At 52.7% G+C, this 22,239-nt stretch carries 22 protein-coding genes; 10 read left to right on the top strand and 12 right to left on the bottom strand.

The features are described 5' to 3' along the window. Positions 1–27 precede the first annotated feature (27 nt). From A3193_RS04965 to A3193_RS04955, 3 genes are all read right to left on the bottom strand, one after another. The gene (locus A3193_RS04965) at positions 28–2,796 is read right to left on the bottom strand and encodes a sensor histidine kinase (protein WP_305782002.1); all 2,769 of its coding nucleotides are present in this window, start codon (positions 2,794–2,796) and stop codon (positions 28–30) included. Beyond that, positions 2,756–2,992 carry a hypothetical protein gene (locus A3193_RS04960; RefSeq protein ID WP_069005083.1) on the bottom strand — a complete coding sequence of 79 codons (237 nt, stop codon included), beginning with the start codon at positions 2,990–2,992 and terminating at the stop codon, positions 2,756–2,758. Before A3193_RS04960 ends, A3193_RS04965 begins: the two co-directional genes overlap by 41 nt. Before the next feature lie 358 nt (positions 2,993–3,350). Further along, positions 3,351–3,728 carry a response regulator transcription factor gene (locus A3193_RS04955; protein ID WP_069005082.1) on the bottom strand — a complete coding sequence of 126 codons (378 nt, stop codon included), beginning with the start codon at positions 3,726–3,728 and terminating at the stop codon, positions 3,351–3,353. Between the two features lie 453 nt (positions 3,729–4,181). On the opposite strand from A3193_RS04955, the gene A3193_RS19995 reads away from it, so the two are divergent. Then, positions 4,182–5,063, top strand: coding sequence for an arginase family protein (locus tag A3193_RS19995; protein WP_071932398.1), 882 nt, complete (start codon positions 4,182–4,184; stop codon positions 5,061–5,063). Here A3193_RS19995 and A3193_RS04940 read toward each other — a convergent pair. Continuing rightward, entirely contained in the window at positions 4,948–5,958 is a 1,011-nt protein-coding gene (locus A3193_RS04940; RefSeq protein ID WP_069014234.1) for an ornithine cyclodeaminase, read from the bottom strand. The genes A3193_RS19995 and A3193_RS04940 overlap by 116 nt on opposite strands. A gap of 486 nt (positions 5,959–6,444) precedes the next feature. Here A3193_RS04940 and A3193_RS20250 point away from each other — a divergent pair, with 486 nt between their 5' ends. Both A3193_RS20250 and A3193_RS04930 read left to right on the top strand, forming a co-directional pair. Continuing rightward, positions 6,445–8,703: a hypothetical protein gene (locus A3193_RS20250; protein ID WP_083218565.1), complete on the top strand. Its 2,259-nt coding sequence runs from the start codon at positions 6,445–6,447 to the stop codon at positions 8,701–8,703. Continuing rightward, positions 8,700–10,034 carry an esterase/lipase family protein gene (locus A3193_RS04930; RefSeq protein WP_069005078.1) on the top strand — a complete coding sequence of 445 codons (1,335 nt, stop codon included), beginning with the start codon at positions 8,700–8,702 and terminating at the stop codon, positions 10,032–10,034. The genes A3193_RS20250 and A3193_RS04930 overlap by 4 nt, the downstream gene beginning before the upstream one ends. Positions 10,035–10,042: 8 nt before the next feature. On the opposite strand, the gene thiL is transcribed toward A3193_RS04930, so the two are convergent. Continuing rightward, on the bottom strand, positions 10,043–11,026 hold the full coding sequence (thiL, locus tag A3193_RS04925; protein ID WP_069014233.1) for a thiamine-phosphate kinase: 984 nt from the start codon (positions 11,024–11,026) through the stop codon (positions 10,043–10,045). 113 nt (positions 11,027–11,139) lie between these two features. Here thiL and A3193_RS04920 point away from each other — a divergent pair, with 113 nt between their 5' ends. The 4 genes from A3193_RS04920 to modC all read left to right on the top strand — a co-directional run bounded on the left by A3193_RS04920 (position 11,140) and on the right by modC (position 14,379). Beyond that, positions 11,140–11,553 carry a phosphate-starvation-inducible protein PsiE gene (locus A3193_RS04920; RefSeq protein ID WP_069014232.1) on the top strand — a complete coding sequence of 138 codons (414 nt, stop codon included), beginning with the start codon at positions 11,140–11,142 and terminating at the stop codon, positions 11,551–11,553. Positions 11,554–11,821: 268 nt separating this feature from the next. Then, positions 11,822–12,568, top strand: coding sequence for a molybdate ABC transporter substrate-binding protein (modA, locus tag A3193_RS04915; RefSeq protein WP_069014231.1), 747 nt, complete (start codon positions 11,822–11,824; stop codon positions 12,566–12,568). Positions 12,569–12,631: 63 nt separating this feature from the next. After that, positions 12,632–13,309 carry a molybdate ABC transporter permease subunit gene (gene modB / locus A3193_RS04910; protein WP_069005074.1) on the top strand — a complete coding sequence of 226 codons (678 nt, stop codon included), beginning with the start codon at positions 12,632–12,634 and terminating at the stop codon, positions 13,307–13,309. Beyond that, positions 13,306–14,379 (top strand): molybdenum ABC transporter ATP-binding protein, encoded by a 1,074-nt coding sequence (gene modC, locus A3193_RS04905; protein ID WP_069005073.1) that lies wholly within the window; start codon positions 13,306–13,308, stop codon positions 14,377–14,379. The genes modB and modC overlap by 4 nt, the downstream gene beginning before the upstream one ends. A 30-nt stretch (positions 14,380–14,409) precedes the next feature. Here the strand turns inward: modC and A3193_RS04900 are convergent, their stop codons facing one another. From A3193_RS04900 to ribBA, 5 genes are all read right to left on the bottom strand, one after another. Then, positions 14,410–14,751 (bottom strand): hypothetical protein, encoded by a 342-nt coding sequence (locus tag A3193_RS04900; protein ID WP_069024486.1) that lies wholly within the window; start codon positions 14,749–14,751, stop codon positions 14,410–14,412. Between the two features lie 60 nt (positions 14,752–14,811). Next, positions 14,812–15,510, bottom strand: a complete 699-nt coding sequence (locus A3193_RS04895) for a hypothetical protein (protein ID WP_069014229.1) — start codon at positions 15,508–15,510, stop codon at positions 14,812–14,814. A 684-nt stretch (positions 15,511–16,194) separates the two neighbouring features. After that, the gene (nusB, locus tag A3193_RS04890; protein WP_069005070.1) at positions 16,195–16,629 is read right to left on the bottom strand and encodes a transcription antitermination factor NusB; all 435 of its coding nucleotides are present in this window, start codon (positions 16,627–16,629) and stop codon (positions 16,195–16,197) included. Continuing rightward, entirely contained in the window at positions 16,629–17,099 is a 471-nt protein-coding gene (gene ribH, locus A3193_RS04885) for a 6,7-dimethyl-8-ribityllumazine synthase (protein WP_069014228.1), read from the bottom strand. The genes nusB and ribH overlap by 1 nt, the downstream gene beginning before the upstream one ends. 79 nt (positions 17,100–17,178) lie before the next feature. After that, entirely contained in the window at positions 17,179–18,294 is a 1,116-nt protein-coding gene (gene ribBA, locus A3193_RS04880) for a bifunctional 3,4-dihydroxy-2-butanone-4-phosphate synthase/GTP cyclohydrolase II (protein ID WP_069005068.1), read from the bottom strand. 233 nt (positions 18,295–18,527) lie between these two features. On the opposite strand from ribBA, the gene A3193_RS04875 reads away from it, so the two are divergent. Together A3193_RS04875 and A3193_RS04870 are read left to right on the top strand one after the other, a co-directional pair. After that, complete coding sequence (locus tag A3193_RS04875; protein WP_069005067.1) at positions 18,528–19,247, top strand: spondin domain-containing protein; 720 nt, start codon at positions 18,528–18,530, stop codon at positions 19,245–19,247. Positions 19,248–19,402: 155 nt separating this feature from the next. Beyond that, positions 19,403–19,705, top strand: coding sequence for a hypothetical protein (locus A3193_RS04870; RefSeq protein ID WP_069014227.1), 303 nt, complete (start codon positions 19,403–19,405; stop codon positions 19,703–19,705). Positions 19,706–19,717: 12 nt separating this feature from the next. Here the strand turns inward: A3193_RS04870 and A3193_RS04865 are convergent, their stop codons facing one another. Both A3193_RS04865 and A3193_RS04860 read right to left on the bottom strand, forming a co-directional pair. Then, positions 19,718–20,161: a secondary thiamine-phosphate synthase enzyme YjbQ gene (locus tag A3193_RS04865; protein ID WP_069014226.1), complete on the bottom strand. Its 444-nt coding sequence runs from the start codon at positions 20,159–20,161 to the stop codon at positions 19,718–19,720. Positions 20,162–20,411: 250 nt separating this feature from the next. Beyond that, positions 20,412–20,942: a hypothetical protein gene (locus A3193_RS04860; protein ID WP_068991839.1), complete on the bottom strand. Its 531-nt coding sequence runs from the start codon at positions 20,940–20,942 to the stop codon at positions 20,412–20,414. Between the two features lie 838 nt (positions 20,943–21,780). Between A3193_RS04860 and A3193_RS04855 the strand changes: the two genes are divergently transcribed. After that, on the top strand, positions 21,781–22,056 hold the full coding sequence (locus A3193_RS04855; RefSeq protein WP_069014225.1) for a hypothetical protein: 276 nt from the start codon (positions 21,781–21,783) through the stop codon (positions 22,054–22,056). Positions 22,057–22,239: the final 183 nt, after the last annotated feature.

Raw genomic sequence — 22,239 nt, 5'->3', positions numbered from 1 at the left:
TCCAGCGTCAACAAGCGCCTCCAGCTCTCAAGCATTTGCCTCCATGGGCAGCACAAACTTGAATACCGAACCCTTGTCCAGTTCGCTCTCAACCCAGATCCGGCCACCATGATGCTCGACGATTTTTCGACAAATCGGCAACCCAAGCCCCGACCCTCTGGGCTTCCCCTCCTGAACATCACTGACCTGATGAAACTTCTCAAAGATCCTCTCCTGTTCAGCGGGAGCGATACCACAACCGTTATCGGAAACTTCCACATTGGCCATGCCATTTCGCGCATAGACTCTGACCCAGATCCGCCCACGATTACCATCGCAAAACTTGACTGCATTGGAGATCAGATTGATCACCACCTGGATCAACCGGTCCTTATCCACGGTGACCTGCACTGCCTGATTTGTCATATCCTTGTATAAAACCGTGCCGCTCTCAGCCACCAGCTGCTGGGTGGCAACGAGCGCCTCCTCGATCGCTTCACGCAGATCCGTGGATTGCATTTCCCATTCAACACTTTCGGATTCTATTTTCGCCAGATCCAAAACTTCGTTGATCAGACGTGTCAGGCGCTCATTCTCCTTGACGATTATGTCCAGAAACTCTTGGCGTTGCGTGGCCGGCATCTCAGGACTGTCCCGCAGGATTTCTGAAAACGCCCGTATCGATGTGAGCGGTGTACGTAATTCGTGGCTGACCGTCGAGACGAAATCATCCTTTAACCGATCCAGCTCCTTGAGACGCTCGTTGGCTGCTTTGAGTTTGCCCGTTGCGGCTTCCAGCTCCTGGGACTTCTGTTCGAGTTGACGGCTGTACTCCAGCACCTGGGAAGTCTCATCGAGTATTTTCATCACCCCTTCGATACTCAGCTCCTCCCCCTTCACCACCGTACCCATCATCACTCGGGCCGATGCGGCGCCAATCGCACCGGCTAACTGGCGCTCGGCATACTCAACCAAGCCGCTTTCGGCAGGCGCTTCATCTTTCAGTGACTGACCCTCTACCAGCGCGAACTCTTGAAACGCCTTGGCCGCTTGTTCCACGCCGATGAACCGAGCGAGAATTTCACGTATTTCAGACACCGATGATGTGCTCTCCCAGATACGCGAATCCCGGGTTTGCGATCCCTGCCTGAACACATCAACAAACAGGGTCGCCTGGATACGCTCAATTGCACTTTGGTTGGCAAACAGGGAGACCCCCACCAACAGTCCCACATTCACCAACATACTCCAGAACACAGCATGGGTAATCGGATCAAACAGATCGAGACCCAGCAACTGATAAGGTCGCAACCAGGACCAACCGAACAGTCCCTCTTCGAGAAACGTCTGAGGGAGCCAACCCGAAAGGGCGAAACCGGGTATCACCAACGTGTAGGCCCATACCAGAAACCCCCCGAGCAGACCGGCCACTGCACCCACACGGCTGGCGCCCTTCCAATAGATACCAATCAATATCGGCGGAGCGAACTGGGCGGCCGCAGCAAAAGAGACCAGACCGATGGTAACCAGTGCATAGGACTCTCCGATAAGTTGGAAATAGAGATATCCCAGCAACAGGATGGCGATGATGGCGCCGCGTCGAATTGCCAACAACAGACCACTCATATCCTCACGATGCAGCAGACGCATACGCAGCAAAAACGGAATCACCAAGTCGTTGCATACCATGGTGGATATCGCGATGGTCGCCACAATCACCATACCGGTTGCGGCCGAGAGGCCGCCGATAAAGGCGAACAGCGCGAGAAATTCCGCACTCTCCGTCATCGGCAACGTCAGTACGAAAGTGTCCGGATCGATGCTGCCTTGAGGAAACAGAATCAATCCGGCGATAGCAATCGGCAGTACGAAAAGATTGATCAACAAAAGGTAGAGTGGAAACAGCCAACTTGCTTTACGAATATGCGTTTCATTGACATTTTCAACCACCAGAACCTGAAACTGGCGGGGTAGAAACATAATCGCCATCATGGCAAGAAAGGTCAGCGATAACCAACTCGCATAGCTGCCGGGCATGGCATCGAAGCTGAACAGGCGGGCCACCTCCGGCACAGCGGCGGCTTTGGCAAACAGATCCCCCGGCCCGGAAAAAAGTACGAACACCACAAACAGTCCGACGGCAAGAAATGCGATCAACTTGATCAGGGATTCAAAGGCGATCGCTGCAACCATTCCCTCATGACGTTCAGTGGTATCGATATGCCGGGTGCCAAAGAGGATGGTGAATGCCGCCAGAGCGAGTGCGACATAGAGTGCGGTATCGGCATAGAACGCCCGGGTTGCTGCATTGTCGGCAATCTGCGGATAGGTAAGCAACACATTGGAACTGACGGCGATGGCCTTCAATTGCAGGGAGATGTAGGGCATGATGCCTACCACCGCAATCACGGTCACCACTCCACCCACCAGAGCGCTCTTTCCATAACGTGATCCGATAAAGTCGGCAATCGAGGTAATTCGGTGCACCTTGCTGATACGAACGATCTTGCGTAACACGAACCACCAGAGGCAGGCCATCAGGGTAGGCCCAAGATAGATGGGTAAAAATCCGACACCGGATCCGGCGGCTCGGCCAACACTGCCGTAGAATGTCCAGGCGGTACAGTAGACGGCAATCGATAGGGTATAGATATAGGGATTACTGATGATCGAGCGACCCGCATCCGAGCGCATGTCCGCATAAAAGGCAATCGCGAACAACAGCCCCAGATAGGCAAAGGCAATGAGTAGCATCAACCAGCCGGAGAGCATCGGTTCACCCGCCTCTGCGTTCGCGACGCAGGCTCTCTCTTTCACCGCTCCGGCGTGTCTCCATCAGCAGCGCCAGGAATACGATAACCAGTAGCCAGCCGATAAACAGATAGAGATAGAGTACAGGAATACCCAACCATACGGATCCCGCGCCGAACAGATGCAACAACGGATAGTTGAGCAGGATCAATCCCAACAGAAAAAGTACGATGAGACGCTCTTGATTTCGCCCATTTGTCATGGTCTTTATCCAACTCACTGATGATCAATCAATTGTCGAGATACAGACACCAATCCCGCTGCCCCCATCCACACCAAGGTGAACAATGAGGGCTTATTCTTTGAAGTTTAATAAACTTTGGTTCAATTGCACGATTTATGAATTGATTGAACCTAAATCTGGTCGAATCAAAGTGTCGACAACTCCGAACAACCGGGATAACAGGAATCCGCAATAAACCGTTTGAATTGTGTAAAGATAGCCTGAACAACCAGTCAATAAGGAGCGTGTCGGACAGAAGCGAAAAATCGCACTTTGAATATAAACTGACTAAGGCCTGTTAACACTAATCCAATAGGCCCTAGATAGTTGCTGAATGTTAACTTGAAGAACGATCCAACAGGGATTTCACCTTTTCTACCAACTCTTGGGTAGCAAAGGGTTTTGTGACATAGTCATCCGCCCCGAGTGCCATGCCCTTATCACGCTCCACATCCCGCCCCCTAGCCGTCAACATAATAATGCGTACTGAACTCAACTCAGGATCGCCCCGTACCGCCTGGCAAACCTCATAACCATCCATTCGCGGCATCATCACATCGAGCAGCACAAGATCCGGCCGCTGCTGTTTAATGGAGTTCAGGGCATCCACACCATTATTGGCAGTAGTTACGTTATAACCCGCCTTCTTCATTAGAAACTCCAATGAAAGAACGATGTTGGGTTCGTCGTCAACCACAAGAATCTCTCCACCCATAAGCCTCTCTCCTGCATCGGATGCCAATATCGTTGTTAGCAGTGGTTATCATTGGATTCAGTCAATAGTATAGTTTTAATATTCAACCGTATTCATGAAATCAGGCTCTCCTGGTCCAACTGATACCTCTGGATCCGGATAGCTTCTTAGATCCTCTATTACAGTCAGCAGTCCCGGAGTTGGCGGCATTGTGTAGAGATATCTGTTGGTTACAACGCCATAACATTTGCTCCGGATTCTTGTCTAACAAGCTAGTATCTGAAGGCTGATCAGCAACTTCATCGCATTGAGAAACATGATCTCAAGGTTCATGCTTAGCCTGTTGGAAAAGTGCACTTGAGTCATCAAAATTGCTAACTTTAATTGGTTCTCGGTATGGCAGGAGAATTCAAAAGAGGGATTGTGGGCCTCAGTACAGCGTCTTCGCATGGGAGTCGACCCTGTGCATATAACTTGGGCCCCTCGGTTTTACGCAAACACAACAGAACAGCCCAGGTAAACTGGATACGGCCGATTACCACCTCAAATCGTGAGCGAATAGACTCCCTGGTTGCACTCAACCGGGATGTACGCCTCTGCACCGAATCTCTGCTACTGCAGGGACGGCGTTTCATATTTCTAAGCGGGGACCACAGCACAGCGATCGGCATATGGGGTGGCGTCATGCATGCGCTGGCAAAAACCGACCGACAACTTGGTCTGATTTGGATCGATGCTCACATGGATGCTCATACCACAAGATCAAGCCCATCAGGCAATCCTCACGGTATGCCGGTTGCCGGCTTGCTGGGTATGCATGATCCGATATTGAAGCGGATCGGAGATGGTCAGCCAACCATCAAACCAGAACAGATCGTGCTTGTTGGCGTCCACAGTTATGAATCGATCGAGAAAAGACACCTGGACAGTTTGGGTGTCGAATACTACATGATGAGCAGGGTTCGTCAGCTGGGGCTGCGAACGATACTCCATCGCTGTTGGCAAAAGCTGTTACTGCATTGCGATCTAGTCGGCATCAGTATCGATCTGGACGCAATCGATCCCAGAGACGCACCTGGGGTCACAGTGCCTGTGGCACACGGAATACGCTTACAGGAGTTGCTGCAAGCACTCGCCTTGATGCCCGTCCCCGCAGCCATCGAGCTATCGGAGTACAATCCGTGTGCTGATCGAAACCTAAAGACAATGCATTCGATTTCAGCGATTACCCAGGCAGTCTTCAATCGATCAGATAGCCGTAGAGGTTTTTCGGCTCGGGTGGGATTGCAAGCAGCTGGATCGACTCACCGATATCATGAGCCACCGCCAATTCCTCTAGCAGCATCAGGGCACTGAAATCCTCGACTGCAAAACCGACCGCATCAAACAGTGTGATCTCACTGTCATGTTGGCGGCCAGGATGATTCTGTCGAACCAGAGATTGTAGCTCCACAGGCGCTGTAGCACCTTGCCGATTCTGAATCTCGCCCTCAACCCGGGTCTGGGGCAGATACTCCACGACAACGGTTGCTCTGTCGATCAGTTGCGGTGGCAACTCCGTTTTACCAGGGCAATCCCCGCCAAGGGCATGAATATGCATACCAGGAATGATCTGATCGGCACGGAATAAAACCACTTTCTTGCGTGAGGCTGTCGCGGTCACAAGGATATCGATCCCTTCCAGCAAGCTCTCTGGGTTTTGCTTCTGTTGCATCCGCCATACCTGAGTAGAGAGATTTCGTGCAAACTTCTCCGCTGCATGGGGGTCGATGTCCAGATAGTTTACCTGCTCGATGGGGAACTCATTGGCCAGCGCAAGCAGTTGAAACTCCGCTTGTGCACCACAACCAATGATACCAACCCGTCGGCTGTCACGACGTGCCAGATAGCGTGCACTCAACGCGGTGACAGCTGCGGTTCTGAGGGCGGTCATGATTCCCGTTTCCGCAACCAGTATCGGCATGCCGGTCTCCACCTCGGCAAGCACGCCAAGTGAAAGAATACTCGGTAGCCCTTTTTGTACATTTCCCGGGTGACCGTTGACAAACTTGAAGCTGTAGTGTGCTTGATCGGAACAGGGCATCAACTCAATTACGCCATGCTCAAAGTGAGTCGCATGACGTTCCGATTTTGCAAACTCATCCCAGCGGGAAAAATCACTTTTGACACGAGTAGTCAGATCCCGGAGAAAGGCCTGCAGGCCATATTGCCGCATGAGGTCACGAATATGATTTATCGTTAGTAGACGCATATCGATGCACCGTAAGGCTTTTACTCTTTGACACTGAGAACCTGTGGTTATCTCCCGGAAAAGGTCTTTCTGTCTGTTTTTTATCATTAAGAAACAAACCGGATAGAAAGGACCAGCAGTCAAGATAGTGAATCTCAACAAATGAAGTATCGATAACAGGAAGTCAATGTGTGATTGTCTTGGTTTAACGATGAAAGTTACCAAGACTTAGAAAGCGATATGCAAGCCCTGTTTATGACTCAATAGGCTTTACAGAGTCACTACGATCAATCTCTGGATCTAAGGCGTCAGACAAAACAGCCAGCCGGGTTGTAGTTGATCGCAGTGAATCTCTTTCTGTCAGGCAACCATCAGGTCCATATTTCACATCAATGAATAGGACAACAATCAAAAGTGGGTCTATGCTTCCCTTATTGTTTAGGGATCTGCCGGAAATAGAATAAGCCGCTTTGTTGGAATAAAAAATACAAAGAGGATCAACAGCTTATGAATTCCAAGCATGATGAGCGCCGTAGCGTCACTCTGCGTCCGCTGTATGGAAATGAAGTCATTCTGACCTGCGATTGGTCCAAATTTCAGGCCGCAGCCATTCGCTGGAGCCGCTCCTTGCGCAATCGCCGCCGCTGGCTGACCAGTGATGCCATCATTGAACGTCGACGCCAGGCTGTCGAACAAGCGGCTGAAATCTTTATCGAGCTGAAGAGTCCGAAAAAACATCAGGAGATCATTACCCGCCTGGCGAAGGGCGGCATCGTCGAAGTGACCCTGCCGCCATTTGAAAGTGAGAGTAAGGATTGGGCACTGAGAATTTTTCCCTGGGAGTACTTTCTATCCACCCTGACCCGAGAAACCCGTAAGGCACAGCAGCCGGCACTACCTTTTCTGATCACCAGGGTCTTACCGCTGGAACACTCCAGCAGTGATTACGCAACCATCGCTGACGACAACATACTGATGGCGCAATGCGCCCCAAAGCCTTTGGAGGCACTCTACAGCTTCCGCTCTGAAGTGGAACTGATGCGCATCAACCTGGACCTGAAAGACTGGGACTTTGTGCTTCCCAATCCCAACAGTGCAGCGTTGAAAGACCGCATCGCTGACCAGTCCCCCGGGCTGGTGCATCTGGCCGGATTCGATCTGCACCAGGCGCTGCACTATCTACCACCACAAATCAGTGAAGGTGTGGGCCGGCACGAGGATGGTTTTATCATCTCCGATCCGCAAGGCGTGGCGGTAGCCCTGAAACCAGAAGAACTGGCTAAAATCGTTAATGCAGGCGCACTCAAACCGGCCCTCGTATCGGTCAATGTCTACAACTCCGCCGCCCGGCTTTGTGCCTTGGCTGTCGCCCATGGCGCCCAGGTTGCGGTGGGATTTCAAGATGAGATCGATGACCATCTGGCCGAGATATTTTTCGCCAGTCTCTATCGAGCCTGGCACAACGATCGTGATACTTACATATTGCCCGCCTTTCAGCAGGCCTTCGAGGAGACCCGCAAACTGCCCGATGAGTACCGTATGCAGGGCAGTGGCATCGTACTCTGGTCCAACACCTCCCTGTTGTATCAAATCAGCGGGCGCGGGCAGACATTACCGCTGACTGAGCAGCCATCCACCGGTAGCGGGGATGGTGTTGGTGAACTGTTGCTTGATATCGTACCTTATCAACGTCTCAACTACGCGATTCTGCACAATCGCGGCCACCTGTTCACACAGTTCAATGTAACACGTACTTCACTGAATTCTCCGGACAAAGTGCATGTGGAAGTCGTCGCACGTGTAGGTGCGGAGGAGTACCCCTACCGGGGATCCCACAGTACCGGCGAGGTGGGTAAGCCTGAAGATATCGGCAAATACATTCGTATTCCGCTCTCCTGGGATTACCTGCGTACCCTCTCGGAAACACTGCGAACCACAGTTTATGTACGTATTACCGCTCATGACAATGTCATCGAGGAGAAGACTCATCAGGTGGATGTTGCGCCACTTGAGGAGTGGAGTGACACGGACGAAGACCGTATCTGGTTGCCATCCTTTGTACTGCCCAGGGATGTTGCAGTTATCGACGCGGTGGCTGATGCACGACGCTATTTGAGTGCATTAAGCGACGATCCAAACGCCGGTTTTGATGGCTACCAGAGCTACGGCCTCTATGCGGATGATCCCTACGGTCCGGTGGATATCCAGGTCAGAACAATCTGGTCAGCACTCATCCTCGACCACCGCCTGCAATACATCAACCCACCGCCATCCTACTATGCCAAGGCGCAAAGGGTGCGCAGTCCGTCAGAGGTGTTGCGACGCTCTCACGGCACCTGCATTGACCTGACATTGTTGTTGGCAGCCTGCCTGGAGTACATTGAGATCCACCCGGTACTGTTCCTGATCGAAGGACACGCTTTTCCAGGCTATTGGCGCAGTCCACAGCAGGCGGATTACTTCGTTCAAGGTGACTACCCGGACGGTGAGTCGGATGCAGAAGAACTGACTGAGGACATGGGTACGCCGTCCTGGATCTATTCCAAAGCCCATCTTGAGCGTATTTACGCCTTTGTATCCGCCGGGCATCTGGTACCTGTTGAAAGTACCCTGTTGACCTCCAACAGCGGTTTTTTCGCTGCATGCGATGCAGGCATCGAATCACTCAGCGATCCCGACCGGTTTCAATTTCTGATCGACATACGCCGGGCCAGAAGTGACCCACAAGGCGCCACCCCACTACCCATCAATAATCAAGTGTCATGACAGACGATATACGTGTAAACAGCAAGCATCTGGACCGAGCGCTTGAGGAACTCAATCTCACGCCGGATCCCGACACTCTGAAAGCAGCCGATTCACTGGGGCGGCCAGGCCCTCGCCGTGCCGGTGCGAAAAAGGCTGCCGTACAAATGACCAAAATGCGGGTAGTGGATATCGGTGGCGAAGCCCTGAGCCTTGAAGAGCGTCCACTGACCCCGGTTTCTCCCAAGCGACGGGGACGCCCACGTAAAGTAACGGGCCAGGAGCAGGTCAAACTGGAGCGACCGATGTCACTCTTGCCCTATAACCAGGTCACCCAGGCAGTTGCCCTGCTCGACAATAAATTGACCCCCGATCGCGGTTTGCGTGAATGGCGGAACGGCAAGATCGTCGGTGACGGAACAGATATCAAACCCTTGGGCAAAGGAAAAAAAATATTGCTGTTCGTACACGGCACCTTCAGCAAGTCGGATGCCTACTTTGACCAGATCGACAGAAGAGGCTTCAAGGCCGGTGATGAATTCCTGCGATGGGCAAGCCGGCAATATGACCAGATACTCACTTTCGACCATGCCACCTTATCGAAGAGTCCGTTTGTGAATGCCCACAGTCTCGCACTCGCCATGGGCAATACAAGTGCCGATGTGGATGTCATCAGCCACAGCCGGGGCGGTGTGGTAACGCGCTGGTGGGTCGAAGCCCTGGACCGGGGGCGTGGCAAAAGGCGCGTGGTATTCGCCGGGTCGCCGTTGGCAGGCACCGGGCTGGCCTCCCCGGCAAACATCCGGGGTGCTTTGGACATGGCCTACAACATCGGTAATGTTCTCACCAAAGTCAGCGCTGCGGTACCGCTGATGATGTTTGCCACCGGTATGTTTCAGATCATCACCTCGGTATTGCGTGTCGCCGGCAAAACGCCCTTGGCCGATGCGGTTGTGGCGATCATTCCCGGACTCGCCGGTCAATCCCGGGTCGGCAACAACTACGAACTACTGAGTTTACGAAGTTACGCCAATCCACATGCCGATCGAGACTATTTTTTTATTGTGTCCGATTTTGAGAGTGAGAAAGTCGGTTGGAAATTCTGGAAAGTGTTTCGTAAGGGAAAGCTGAAGATGAAGCTTGCCGATATCGGTACGGACATCCTGTTCGATGGCAAAAACGATCTGGTTGTCGACACCCTTTCCATGACCGACTTGACGGACCAACTGATCATCCCGGGCTCACAAATCCTCGACTATGGTACGCAGAGTAAAGTGATCCACACAAACTATTTTGAACAGGCCAAGACCTTGGCCTTTATTCGTCAATCATTTGAGAGGTCGAATGGATAGCATTGGTGCTAGCTGGTGCTGAAGTGATCGAACCCGAGTTGCGGTGGATGCCATGGTTCACCTTGTTGATCGAAACAACGCAAGCCCGGATCCGCTTCGATGCACCCTACGCGGCTTATCGGCAGTGACAGCTGTCGGGCCACTCCCGCCACTGCCTCACGACAAGCCACAGGCAGGGTCAGGCAGAGTTCGTAGTCATCACCTGCTGAAACAATCCGGGACCAATCCTTGTCATCTCCCATGACGGCACGCAGTTCGGCTGAGAGAGGCAACTGATCAAGCTGCAGAGTGGCCCCGACACCACTCTGTGTCAGGATATGTCCCAGATCGGCGAGCAGACCGTCGGAGAGGTCGATGGCGCTATGGGCCAGGTGGCGCAGTGCAAGGCCCGCCTCCACTCTCGGTTGCGGCCGCTCCAACCGGTCGATCATGGTCTGTTGGCCAGCGGTCAAAGCTTGTGCGGATTGGAGTAGTTTCAGCCCCTGTGCCGCATCACCCAGGGTTCCGGTGACATAGATATCGTCCCCAACCTGGGCCCCGTCCCGACGCATAACCTGGTGTTGTGCAACCACACCATGGATCTGCACGGTGATGCTGAGTGGTCCTCTGGTGGTATCGCCTCCCACCAGGGAGACGTTGAAACGATTCGCCAACCCGGCAAACCCACGACAAAACCCGGCGATCCACTTTTCATCCACCTCTGGCAGGGTCAATGCCAGGGTTGCCCAGCTGGGTTCGGCGCCCATTGCGGCCATATCACTCAGATTGACGGCCAGCGCCTTGTGTCCCAGGGCATCGGCAGCCACATCTTCGAAAAAGTGCACACCGGAGACCAGCGTATCGACACTGACAACCAATAAGTTATCTTCCGCCACCTGCAGTAAGGCAGCATCATCACCAACACCCAGAACCACATCCTGCCGAGGGGTGGTGAGCTGTTTGAAATATTGGTTAATCAGGGCGAACTCTGGGGTCTCTTTCTCAATCTTCATCTAATATTCAGCAGTTGTCTCCTATAATTGGCAGTGTAACTTTCCACTAAAAGAAGAACAAAGCGAGTTTCCCTCAGGGGATGCATTAAAAAAAGAATAAAGGGGCCGTAGTGATGAGTGAACCGAAGAGCATCCAGATCATCGAGAAACTGGGGGATATCCTGGTAGAGACCTTTCATATCATCGGCCTGTTCGTGATCGGTGCCACGGTGGTCTGGTCCGGCGCGGTGGCCTACATGGAGATGATCAGCCACGGCCATGCAACCCTCAAAGATATCCTGCTGCTTTTCATCTACCTGGAACTGGGCGCCATGGTCGGGATCTATTTCAAGACCCGCAGACTGCCGGTGCAGTTTCTGATCTATATCGCGATCACCGCGCTGACACGCCTGCTGACCATCGATATCAAACAGATGCCCAATGAGACCATTCTCACCGTCACAGGCGCGATTCTGATGTTGACCTTCGCAATTCTGGTGCTTCGCTACCGGCACAGTCAGGCCAAAGGAGAGCATGAAGACCTCTAAGGCCACCGCTATCGGTTGAGATCTGTTCAGACCAGTTCTACAGCTGGGGCAAAACTGACAATTGTCGTAACAGTGACAGGCACCTGCCAATTTCACCAACCTATCCCATTGTAATTAATATAAAAAAATATTGGCACCTGGATTGCAAAATGAGATAGGGTTGGATTGAACCACCAATCGAATCATCCCGGCCGATCGCTCACAACGGCTGAATGGCAGATTCGAATCGTGGTCCCAATGTAGTATCGAATCATGACCTGGAAGATCTGTGAAACCGCTAATCATCATTCTGCTGAGTCTCATTCTCTCTGTCACCAAAGCAGCAGCTGAAGAAGTCAAAGTCGCGATCGCCGCCAATTTCACCGATGTGGCCCGCATCCTGGCCGAGCGTTTCGAACAGCAGACGGGCCATACCACCAGAATCAGTTACGGATCCACCGGCAAACTCTATTCCCAGATTGAGCATGGCGCACCGTTTGAGCTCTTTCTTGCCGCCGATCGGGCAAGGCCTCAAAAGGCAGAAAACGAGGGTCTTGCAGTCAATGGCAGCGGCTTTGTCTACGCCCGGGGAAAACTGGTTCTCTGGAGCCTGAAAGAGTCCCTGTTTGAACGGGGAGAGCGCTATCTCAATGCGGGTGAATTCCGCCATCTGGCACTCGCCAATCCGAAAACCGCTCCCTACGGCCTGGCAGCACAACAGGTGATGCAGCATCTCGGTATACTGGAGCAGACCCGACCCAGACTGGTGAGGGGCGATTCGATCGCTCAAACCTTTCAGTTCGTGGCAACCGGCAATGCGGATGCCGGTTTTGTCGCTTTGGCCCAGATCAAGGCATGGCCGGGGAAAAACGGTAGCTTATGGGAGATCCCGGAGAGCTACTACGCACCGATCGATCAGGCAGCGGTAGTGCTGAACAAGGGTCGGGACAACCCAGCTGCCCAGGCCTTTATCGAATTTCTCAAGAGCGATGAGGCAAAACAGGTGATCCAGAGCTATGGCTATGGGGTGGAGTAAACAGTACGAGTCGGGGTATGGTGATCCACCATAACCCTCAATGAGCGTCTGTTGGAGCGGACTATGGACTTTGACTGGCAGCCTGTCTGGCTGACCCTGAAACTGGCGGGCACCACCACCGTGCTGCTGCTGATCATCGGCACACCGATCGCCTGGTGGCTGGCCAGAACCCAGGCCTGGTACAAGCAGGCCCTGGCGGCTGTGGTGGCCCTGCCCCTGGTGCTGCCACCCACGGTGCTCGGCTTCTATCTGCTGATCATGCTTGCCCCGGACGGCCCGGTGGGACAGCTCACCCAGGCAATGGGTATCGGTACTCTGCCCTTTACCTTTGAAGGTCTGGTGTTTGCCTCGGTCCTCTACTCCCTGCCGTTTGTGGTTCAACCACTGCAGAATGCCTTTGAAGCCCTGGGGCCCCGGCCGATGGAAGTTGCCTCAACCCTGCGCGCCTCCCCCTGGGACCGTTTTCTCACCGTCGTGATTCCCCTCGCCCGCCCCGGATTCCTTACCGCTGCGGTACTCTGCTTCGCCCACACCATCGGCGAGTTCGGTGTGGTTCTGATGATCGGCGGCAACATCCCCGGTGAGACCAAGGTGCTCTCGGTGGCGATCTACGACCATGTGGAGTCCCTCGAATATGACCAGGCACACCTGCTCGCCGCCGGTATGCTGGCCTTCTCATTCCTGGTGCTGATGACCCTCTACCTGGTCAATGGCCGTTACACCAGGAGCCATCGTCCATGAGCGAAATTGAGGTCCGGATATCCAACCAGCTGGGTGAATTCGATCTGGATGTGGCCTTCTCCGTACCGGCCCAGGGAGTCACCGCCCTGTTCGGCTCCTCCGGTTCCGGTAAGACCAGTGTACTGCGGGCGATAGCGGGGCTGGAGCGCCCTTCCCAGGGGCTGGTTCGTGTCAATCAGGAGGTGTGGCAGGATCAGCGCAGATTTCTGCCCCCTCATCGCCGCTCGCTGGGGTATGTGTTTCAGGAGGCGAGCCTGTTTCCCCATCTCTCGGTTCGACGTAATCTGGAGTACGGCATGCGCCGGGTGGCGGAGAAGGCGCGCTTGATCGCATTTCACGATGTGGTGGAACTGCTCGGTATTGCCGGCTTGCTCAAACGGGAGACCCACAAGCTCTCCGGCGGGGAGCGTCAACGGGTGGCGATTGCCCGTGCTCTGCTGACCAGTCCAAGACTGCTACTGATGGATGAGCCCCTGTCAGCCCTGGACCATGGCGCCAAACAGCTCATCCTGCCCTACCTGGAGAGCCTGCACGACGAGTTCGGCATACCCTCGATCTATGTCTCCCACGATCCCAACGAGGTCGCCAGACTGGCTGACAGAATGGTACTGCTCGATCAGGGCAAGGTGGTTGCCTCGGGTGAGGCCGCCAATCTGCTGACCCGGCTCGACCTGCCACTCTCAGAATACGGTGACGCCTCGGCGCTATTGGAGGGCACGGTAAGCTCCCATGACAACAGCTATCACCTCACCTGGATCTCCCTGCAGGGCAACCGGGTAGCGGTACCCAGGGAGGATCTACCCGTCGGACGTCACGCCCGGGTGCAGATCCAGGCCAGGGATGTGAGTCTGGCGATACACGCCCATTCGGATACCAGTATTTTAAACATACTCCCTGCACGGGTGATCGATACCCACGATATCAACCAGACCCAGATGCTGGTGCGCCTGGAACTGGAGGATGGTCAGACCCTGTTGTCACGTATTACCCGTCGCTCAGCCATGGGCATGGGGATCCATGAAGGGATGATGCTCTATGCTCAGGTGAAGAGTGTTGCCCTACTCGCATAAAATGATCATGGTCTGAGGCTGTTTATACGATCAGCGGTAACGGATCAGATAGGCAAATGCTGCCGGAGGAATGATCAGAAGCAATACAACCCATCTCATCTGATGCATGGAAAGTGCCTTAAGAATAGAGATAAACCATGCAGTGAGTTGCAAAGCGAGGAGAGTGAAAAGAAGTGCTAGCTTTAGCCTAAGCCAATGATCCGCTATGGCAGGCAGATCGATTTCCTGGTTACTTATCGGAATCGTATAGACAGTGATGATCGCCAATAGACAGGCTACCAATAACAACCACCAACGCGCATGCCACAGACCGTCTATGACCTTCCTATGAACTCTGAACAAATCAGTCTGGCTGTTATCTGATGTGGTCAAGGAGAGAATATCTTAAAGTTGACGTTCTGATTAATTGCACATGCGGGAACTGCATCCAGTCTATTTCGCACCGAATGTAACACCTGCACCGACCACCGGCCCAAGACCTGCTTTAAAGCTGCCACTGACTTTGACACCTTTGCCATCACCAATTTCAATACCCGCACTCCCTTTGAGTGAGGCGCCGTAGCCCCCATCAATATGCCCACCGATCACGATACCGTGATCAAAATTGTCTGGCACTTCCGGAATCTCTGGAACATCCCGACCTGCAACAGAATCGACAACCGGGTCAACATAACTGTTATAGAGCCCACCCAGGGTATCCCCGACTGTTTTCGGCGTAATACTCACCTCAAATCCCGCATGACCGTCAATCGCCATCGCTTCAGCTCCGGCACTGGCTTTTAAGCTGGCACTTGTATCGGTAAGCCCCTTTATCTCTGCTTTTGCTTCCATCTTTCCATGCGCATTGATGGTTCCTGCCGTTACTTTACCATCGATCTGCCCCACACGGCCTAAACCGATCTCAGTTTTAGCATCAGCAATATTGATTGCTCCGGATATACCAACCGATGCATGGGCTTTGGTTTTTTCGGTATTGAGACCAGCATCCGGCGCTGAATACTCTGCTTCCACATGACCGATATTGACGCTCTTGTCTTGAGTTGAACAGATACTGACATCCAGACTGGCATCCTTGGACAGATCCAATGCCTGACCCAAAGTGCCTGCTGAAGCTGTGAGTTGTTCAGCCATCGTGAGTGAACAGCTCAGTTGATCTGCCGTTGTGGGAGAGCGGCTCAATGCCTCAGCTGTAGTTGGCGAATCGGCTAATCCAGCCCCGTTTGTTGGCGAGCCGAGACTATTTTCACTTCCTGGGGAACCACCTCCAATTGAAGAATCACCATCTGCTGATCCTCCACCCATTCCACCATTTGAAGATCCCCCGACCCGACCCGCCGAATCAGTCATTGCAAACCATCCTTTATTTGTCGAATGAAATCTGTTACCTCGAATGGTACATCCAGTCACGACCATGCGTGTATAAGAGATAACCCTAGTCAGTGGATCTCCCAGCAGGGTAACCGGGAGGAGATTCCAAGGGAGAATCTGCCAGTAGGATGTCATGCACCGTGTTTTGATCGAGCCCAGGAATGTGGGTCTGGCCATACACGCCCATTCGGATACCAACATATTAAACATATGGGCTGGATTGATGATCTGATTCAGTCCACGAACAAACGCAAATGGTTTACGCTGAATAATGCTGAGTCAGACAAAGATTCAGATATAACAGGTGGATGGGTTCAGGCCTTTGCCGGAATGACTACAATAGGTAAATCCAGTATTTGCGGGATCTTTGCGGTGATTGGCGTCCATTTGCGGTTGCCATCAGCCTGACCAACCGCAGATGCCAGAGACAAATCCGGCGCTCAGATATCAGCCTTTCGATTTGGCACCCATCTCAACCGCGCGGACCTTTCTGGCCACCTGATCGAGCACACCGTTGACGAATTTGTGCCCCTGCTCGGCGCCGAACACCTTGGCCATCTCAACCGCTTCGTTGATTACCACCCGATAGGGCACTTCAATTTTGTGCTGCAGTTCGTAGGCACCGATTCTCAATATCGCCCGCTCCACCGGATCGACACTATCGATGGCCCGGTCGAGGGAGGGTTTGAGCAGCTCATCCAGCTGACCCAGGTTGCACGGGACTCCCTGCAACAGATCCTGGAAATAGGGGACCTCAAAGCTGGAGAGTTCCTGCTCTTCGAGAAACTGATTGGCGATATCGGAGACATCCTGGCCGGCCATCTGCCACTGGTAGATGGCCTGGACCGCATGTCGTCTTGCCTGACTGCGTTTTTCGCTCATTAATCGATCTGACGTAGAAGATTGACCATTTCGATGGCGGAGAGGGTGGCTTCAGCACCCTTGTTGCCTGCCTTTGTACCAGCCCGCTCGATGGCCTGCTCGATGGTGTCCACCGTCAGCACGCCAAAAGCGATCGGTACACCGTGCTTTAGGCTGACCTGAGCCATGCCTTTGACACACTCGCCGGCCACATAATCGAAATGGGGGGTACCGCCACGAATCACCGCACCGAGGGCGATGATGGCATCGTATTTACCGCTGGCGGCAAGCTTCTCCAGCGCCACTGGCATCTCGAAAGCACCGGGCAGGCGGACCAGGGTCAGGTCCTCCTCTTTGGCCCCATGTCGCTTCAGGGTATCGACTGCTCCATCCAGCAGACTCTCCACAATAAAACTGTTGAAGCGCGCCACCACCAGGCAAAAGCGTGCATTGTCAACTGTCATTGCCCCTTCGATTGTCTTGATCGTCATTCTGTTATTCCTGATAAATCAACAATTGAACTCAATATTACCTGAATCAGCGGGTTCAGATAGTGCTTAGAGCAAAGCCCTACTCCGCTTCCACATATTCGGTGACTTCCATATCGAATCCGGACAGTGCGTGGATACTCTTCGGCGCACTCAATACACGCATTTTCCTGACCCCCAGATCGGAGAGGATCTGCGCCCCCACACCATAGGTACGCAGCTCTTTGCTGTTGTCCTTTTTGTGGTACTTCTGATGACCGCTGCTCTGGGTCTGGAACTCCATCATCCGCTGTACGATCTCCCGGGCGGTATCGTGATTTCGCAGCACCACGATCACCCCTTCATCCTGCTTGCTGATGTAACTCATGGCATGGCGCAGAGGCCATCCACACTCGCTGACCTTGGCCTCGAACAGATCACACAGACTGTTCTGCATGTGCACCCGCACCAGGGTTGGTCGGTCTGCACTGGGGTGTCCTTTGACCAGAGCCAGATGGAGATCGTTGTCTACCATATCCTGATAGGCAACCAGACGAAAATCGCCGAATTCGGTGGGGAAATGGCACTCACTCACCCGCTCGATGGTGGTCTCATTCTGCACCCGGTACTGGATCAGATCGGCGATGGTGCCCATCTTCAAATCGTGGTCGGCCGCGAACTTTTCCAGATCGGAGCGGCGGGCCATGGTGCCATCCTCATTGAGGATCTCCACGATCACCGAGGCTGGAGAGAGACCGGCCAGTCTGGCCAGGTCGCAACCCGCCTCGGTATGGCCGGCGCGCACCAGAACACCGCCGGGCTGTGCCATCAGGGGGAAGATATGTCCGGGTTGAACCAGATCCTGGGGCTTGGCATCCGGTGCCACAGCGGCCAGCACGGTGGTGGAGCGGTCTGCTGCGGAGATCCCGGTGGTGACCCCCTCGGCAGCCTCGATTGAGACCGTGAAATTGGTCGCCGCCAGCTCATCGTCGGTGGTGACCATCAACGGCAGGCGCAGCTGACTGCAGTGCTCTTTGGTCAGGGTCAGGCAGATCAATCCGCGACCATAGCGGGCCATGAAATTGATCGCATCCGGGGTCACCGCCTCGGCCGCCATCACGAGGTCACCCTCGTTTTCCCGATCCTCATCATCCATGATAACGACCATTTTGCCCTGCTTCAGGTCTTCAATGATTTCTTCTGTGGTGTTCAACGACATGGAAACTTCTATGGGTTTTGTCCAAAGTGAACCGCTTATTGTATCAGAGGCCGCCCCTCAGAGCATCAAGCAATCCTACCCGATGGTTTGTGATCTAATCGTGATGTTTTCGTGATCCTGCCGGGAGACTCAAAGCCCAGACTCCTCATTACAGTGCAGGCCCAACCAACCTGCTTCAGCTTTCACTCGACCCTTTGGGGCTGCGCTGTCTTATACCTAAAGGAGAATTAACCATGAAAAAGACCTTAACCAGCCTGCTGGTATCAGCGAGCATGCTGTATGGAACCACAACCCTGGCAGATGACCGCACCCTCAGTGTAGAGATCACCAACCTGACCAACGCCATCTATTTCACCCCCCTGCTGGTCGCCAAGCACGACCGTCATGCCGACCTGTTTGAGCTCAGCGAAGCGGCTTCAGCCAATCTGCAGGCAATGGCGGAAGGTGGTGATACTAGCGGCCTGATCGCGGACCTGGAAGCCAGTGGTAACGACTACGTGGACAACCCGGCCGGCGGTCTGCTGGCGCCAGGCGCCTCTGCTAGTGCTGATTTCTACGAATTCGGTAAGAAAAAGCGCTTTCTCTCCATCGTTGCCATGCTGCTGCCGACCAATGACGGATTTGTCGGTCTGGACAGCATGAGAATCCCCAAACGAAAGGGTACCTACACCTACTATCTGCATGCCTATGACGCCGGCACCGAGGCCAATGATGAGATCATCAACGGCGGCGGCGCGCCCAACACCCCCGGTATTCCAGCGGATCCGGGTGGTAATGCAGGCAGCGGGGCAGTTGCGACAGCTGGACCTGACCACAATCCGACTGTCCATATCCATCGTGGCAATATTGGCGATAACGACCCCTTCGGCGGCCACAGCGACCTGGATGCACGGGTTCACAGCTGGGATGGTCCGGTAGCCAAAGTGGTAGTTCGGGTTCGGGATGATGATTAGACCTGAATGCTGATATCGAGCCGATCGATATCGTCTCCAAACCCGCCACCGGAGAGTTCTGTCCGGTGGTGGGGTTGAAAATCGACTCTCAACACCATCCACTAAAGACGCCTGTGGTAGAGTTCCCTGAAACGGGATAATTGCAGGACGAACAGATGAGTCAGACACCACCAAGCCGGGATGAATTCAACACTCAGGCGACCGATCTGATCAACGAGTTGGGAACAACAGCCTTTTGTGCCCCACCCGGCAAAATGCCTGACTACACACTGTTCGTTGATAACAACAGAGTGATTGCTGAGCCAAGGGGCGAACCGCGTCACCCTTATGGAATTCATTGCGAAGTGCCTGAAGGCATGACTCAACCCCAAATGGATGAAGCACTGCAGAAATGGCTGGAGTCCGGGGAAGCCTACGAGGCGTTCATTTCAACCAACGTCTGCAGGTTCAACTGTTGATATAAAGATCTGTCAGGATCTACCCATCACCTGAACCGCACACTTCCGCTGTCGCGGCCCATCCATCTCAAGCATCAATACAGACTGGTATCTTCCCAATACCAGACTGCCGTTGTGCACCATGAGAGTTTCACTGTTACCAAGCATCATGGCGATCAGATGGGCATGGGCATTCTCCGGCTCGTCCGGCGGGATATTGACCCGCAGATGCAGATCATTGTGTTTGTAGGGTTGATCTTCCGGCGCAATGGTTAAAAAGTAGTTACGAATATCATCGAACAGCCGCTCCTCATTCTCGTTGACCGCCAAGGCACAGGTGGTATGCAGAGAAGTGATTGTGACCAATCCCTCTTTTAGCGCCGACCGCTCAACGATGCGGTTGATTTGATCGGTGATATCGATCACTTCAAACGATTTCCCGGTGGGCAGCTCGATTTCGTCGTAAAAACTCAACATGCAGAACTCTCAAAGGGGTAAGGACTTGCACCGGTTTATAGCACAATCCCCTGTGAGCTGCGATTTTCGACTGAGTTGGATGGGGTGTGGTTTATTCGCTTCAAATGGACGCGAATCACCGCTAAAAAATCGTTAATCAGATTAGCTGATCAACTCACTAGACATTCCCGGACCGAGCAGACACCCGTTTGGCTATCCAGCAAAACCCTTCGTGACTATTTGCAGTGCTTAGCATCCATGATCGGCCAATTTAATTCCCTGACAAGGAACAGATCGCCTGAGCCTCCTGCTCAACCACCCCGAATTCTAGCAGTCGCCGAAAAAACTCATCATGTTCGATGTAGTGACTTCCATCACAGGAGAAGTTCATACCGATCAAGCCGTTGAGTCGATTGACCGAGGCACTGCGCAGATAGATTTGCTCATCGGTGAAGCGCAACCGCTTGAACTCATCGAGTATCAGCAGCATCTGCTGAGGGCTCACACAGGGCTTTCTCCCCTCGTAACTCAGATCGGGAAAACTATCGAGAAATCCAGGCTCAAGGACCTCTTCCTTGACATAAACCTTGTAGTTATAGGGATCGTCATAAAACCAGCAGGTCAACTGGGATGATGAGTAGTGCGCTTTGACATGAAATGCGCCCTTCTTGGTGCACATGGTGTGAATGATGTAGTGAATGCGCACAAGATGTTCATCAAACAAACTTGTTTTTCTTGTCTGATGAAACAGAAACTCTCTTACCGAGGGGTCACCTTTGATCTGTAACCAACGCTGGGGCATCTCAGTTCTCCTGTGAATATGGGTTTCATTGAATAACCGACAATTCATTCAGTCACTTAAAACACCGGTCAGGCAGACAGGTAACTGAGATAGCCTTGTGTATCAAAGGCCAGAGTATCCCCCCTTAAACAACCCAGGGATGACCGATAGAAAATATCCTAGTGTAATACTGTGTTTTAGTATACCTGAAGATCCAGCGGTATTTGTTTGACTAAGACCAGAGAGAGAGTGGAAAAATAATAGGGTTATTTCCTGCCAGGCTGCGACAATTCATCAGACTCACGCCCCAACCGCTTGAGTCGCTGGTATTCCGAGAAAACAAAACGCGGTAACAGCAGCAGAGGCCACTATACCCAATCCCACATGTCTAGTGACATCACATGATCAACATAAATAAAGATGATAAAAAGGAGAAGAACTGACCATATGATAAGTAGCTTTATTTGAGACTTATTCATACTTCCCTGACTGAAATCCTTTACTACAGACAATGGTACGAGTCAGATGCGCATCGCTTATCGAGCACATCCAGATCAATGATACTGCATCCTTGATGATGCTTATATTCCTGAAAGTACATAAACCCTAATCAGTTGCAAGCTCAATGTTGAACTTAGGATCTCACCGTTCATGATGAAACCCGAATTTATGAAACCTGCGCTCATACTAACCAGTTAACTGTTGCACCCTTTGATCAAGGCGAATACCGGTATCCGGAACATCCTAGTGATACAATTTCTAACATGTCTGACTACTGACGTAATCTGAGCAACCTCAAATATCCTATTTTATTTCCTGTTGCGATATAATCGAACCCTCAACAAAGCGTGAGGATAGAATGAAATCACCAGTCGATGATCTATTGAAAACCCACCGGGACCTGACCCACTCTGATATGAAGAAAGTGACGTCACATGTTCAGAGAGAGAGCGGTGACTGGATTATCAATACCCTGTTGATCGAAGGCACGGACGTACCATTCAAATACAAAAGAAAAAAGCGCTACAAAAGCCTCGTAGGAAAACGGGTCAACCTCACCTACTATTCAGACACGGAAAGTGTGGCCGGAATCGATATGGATGTGATGAGAGTTGTACGAATCAAGGTTTCATGAGAATTGAAAATAATCCTATTCACTCGCCTACAGGTAATTTATACATTTCAATTCTTCATTGATGCTTGCGCACAAACAGTTTTATGTTACTGAGTGCCTAGCATGGGGATTACGCGCTGAACCATTTGTCCGAAAATAGGCACCTGAAGTGTATACCTAGGGGATAAAATATTAGAGATTATA

The organism is Candidatus Thiodiazotropha endoloripes, from assembly GCF_001708965.1.
GTDB classification, from domain to species: Bacteria; Pseudomonadota; Gammaproteobacteria; order Chromatiales; family Chromatiaceae; genus Thiodiazotropha; species Thiodiazotropha endoloripes.
This window is presented reverse-complemented; position numbering and strand designations above follow the sequence as displayed.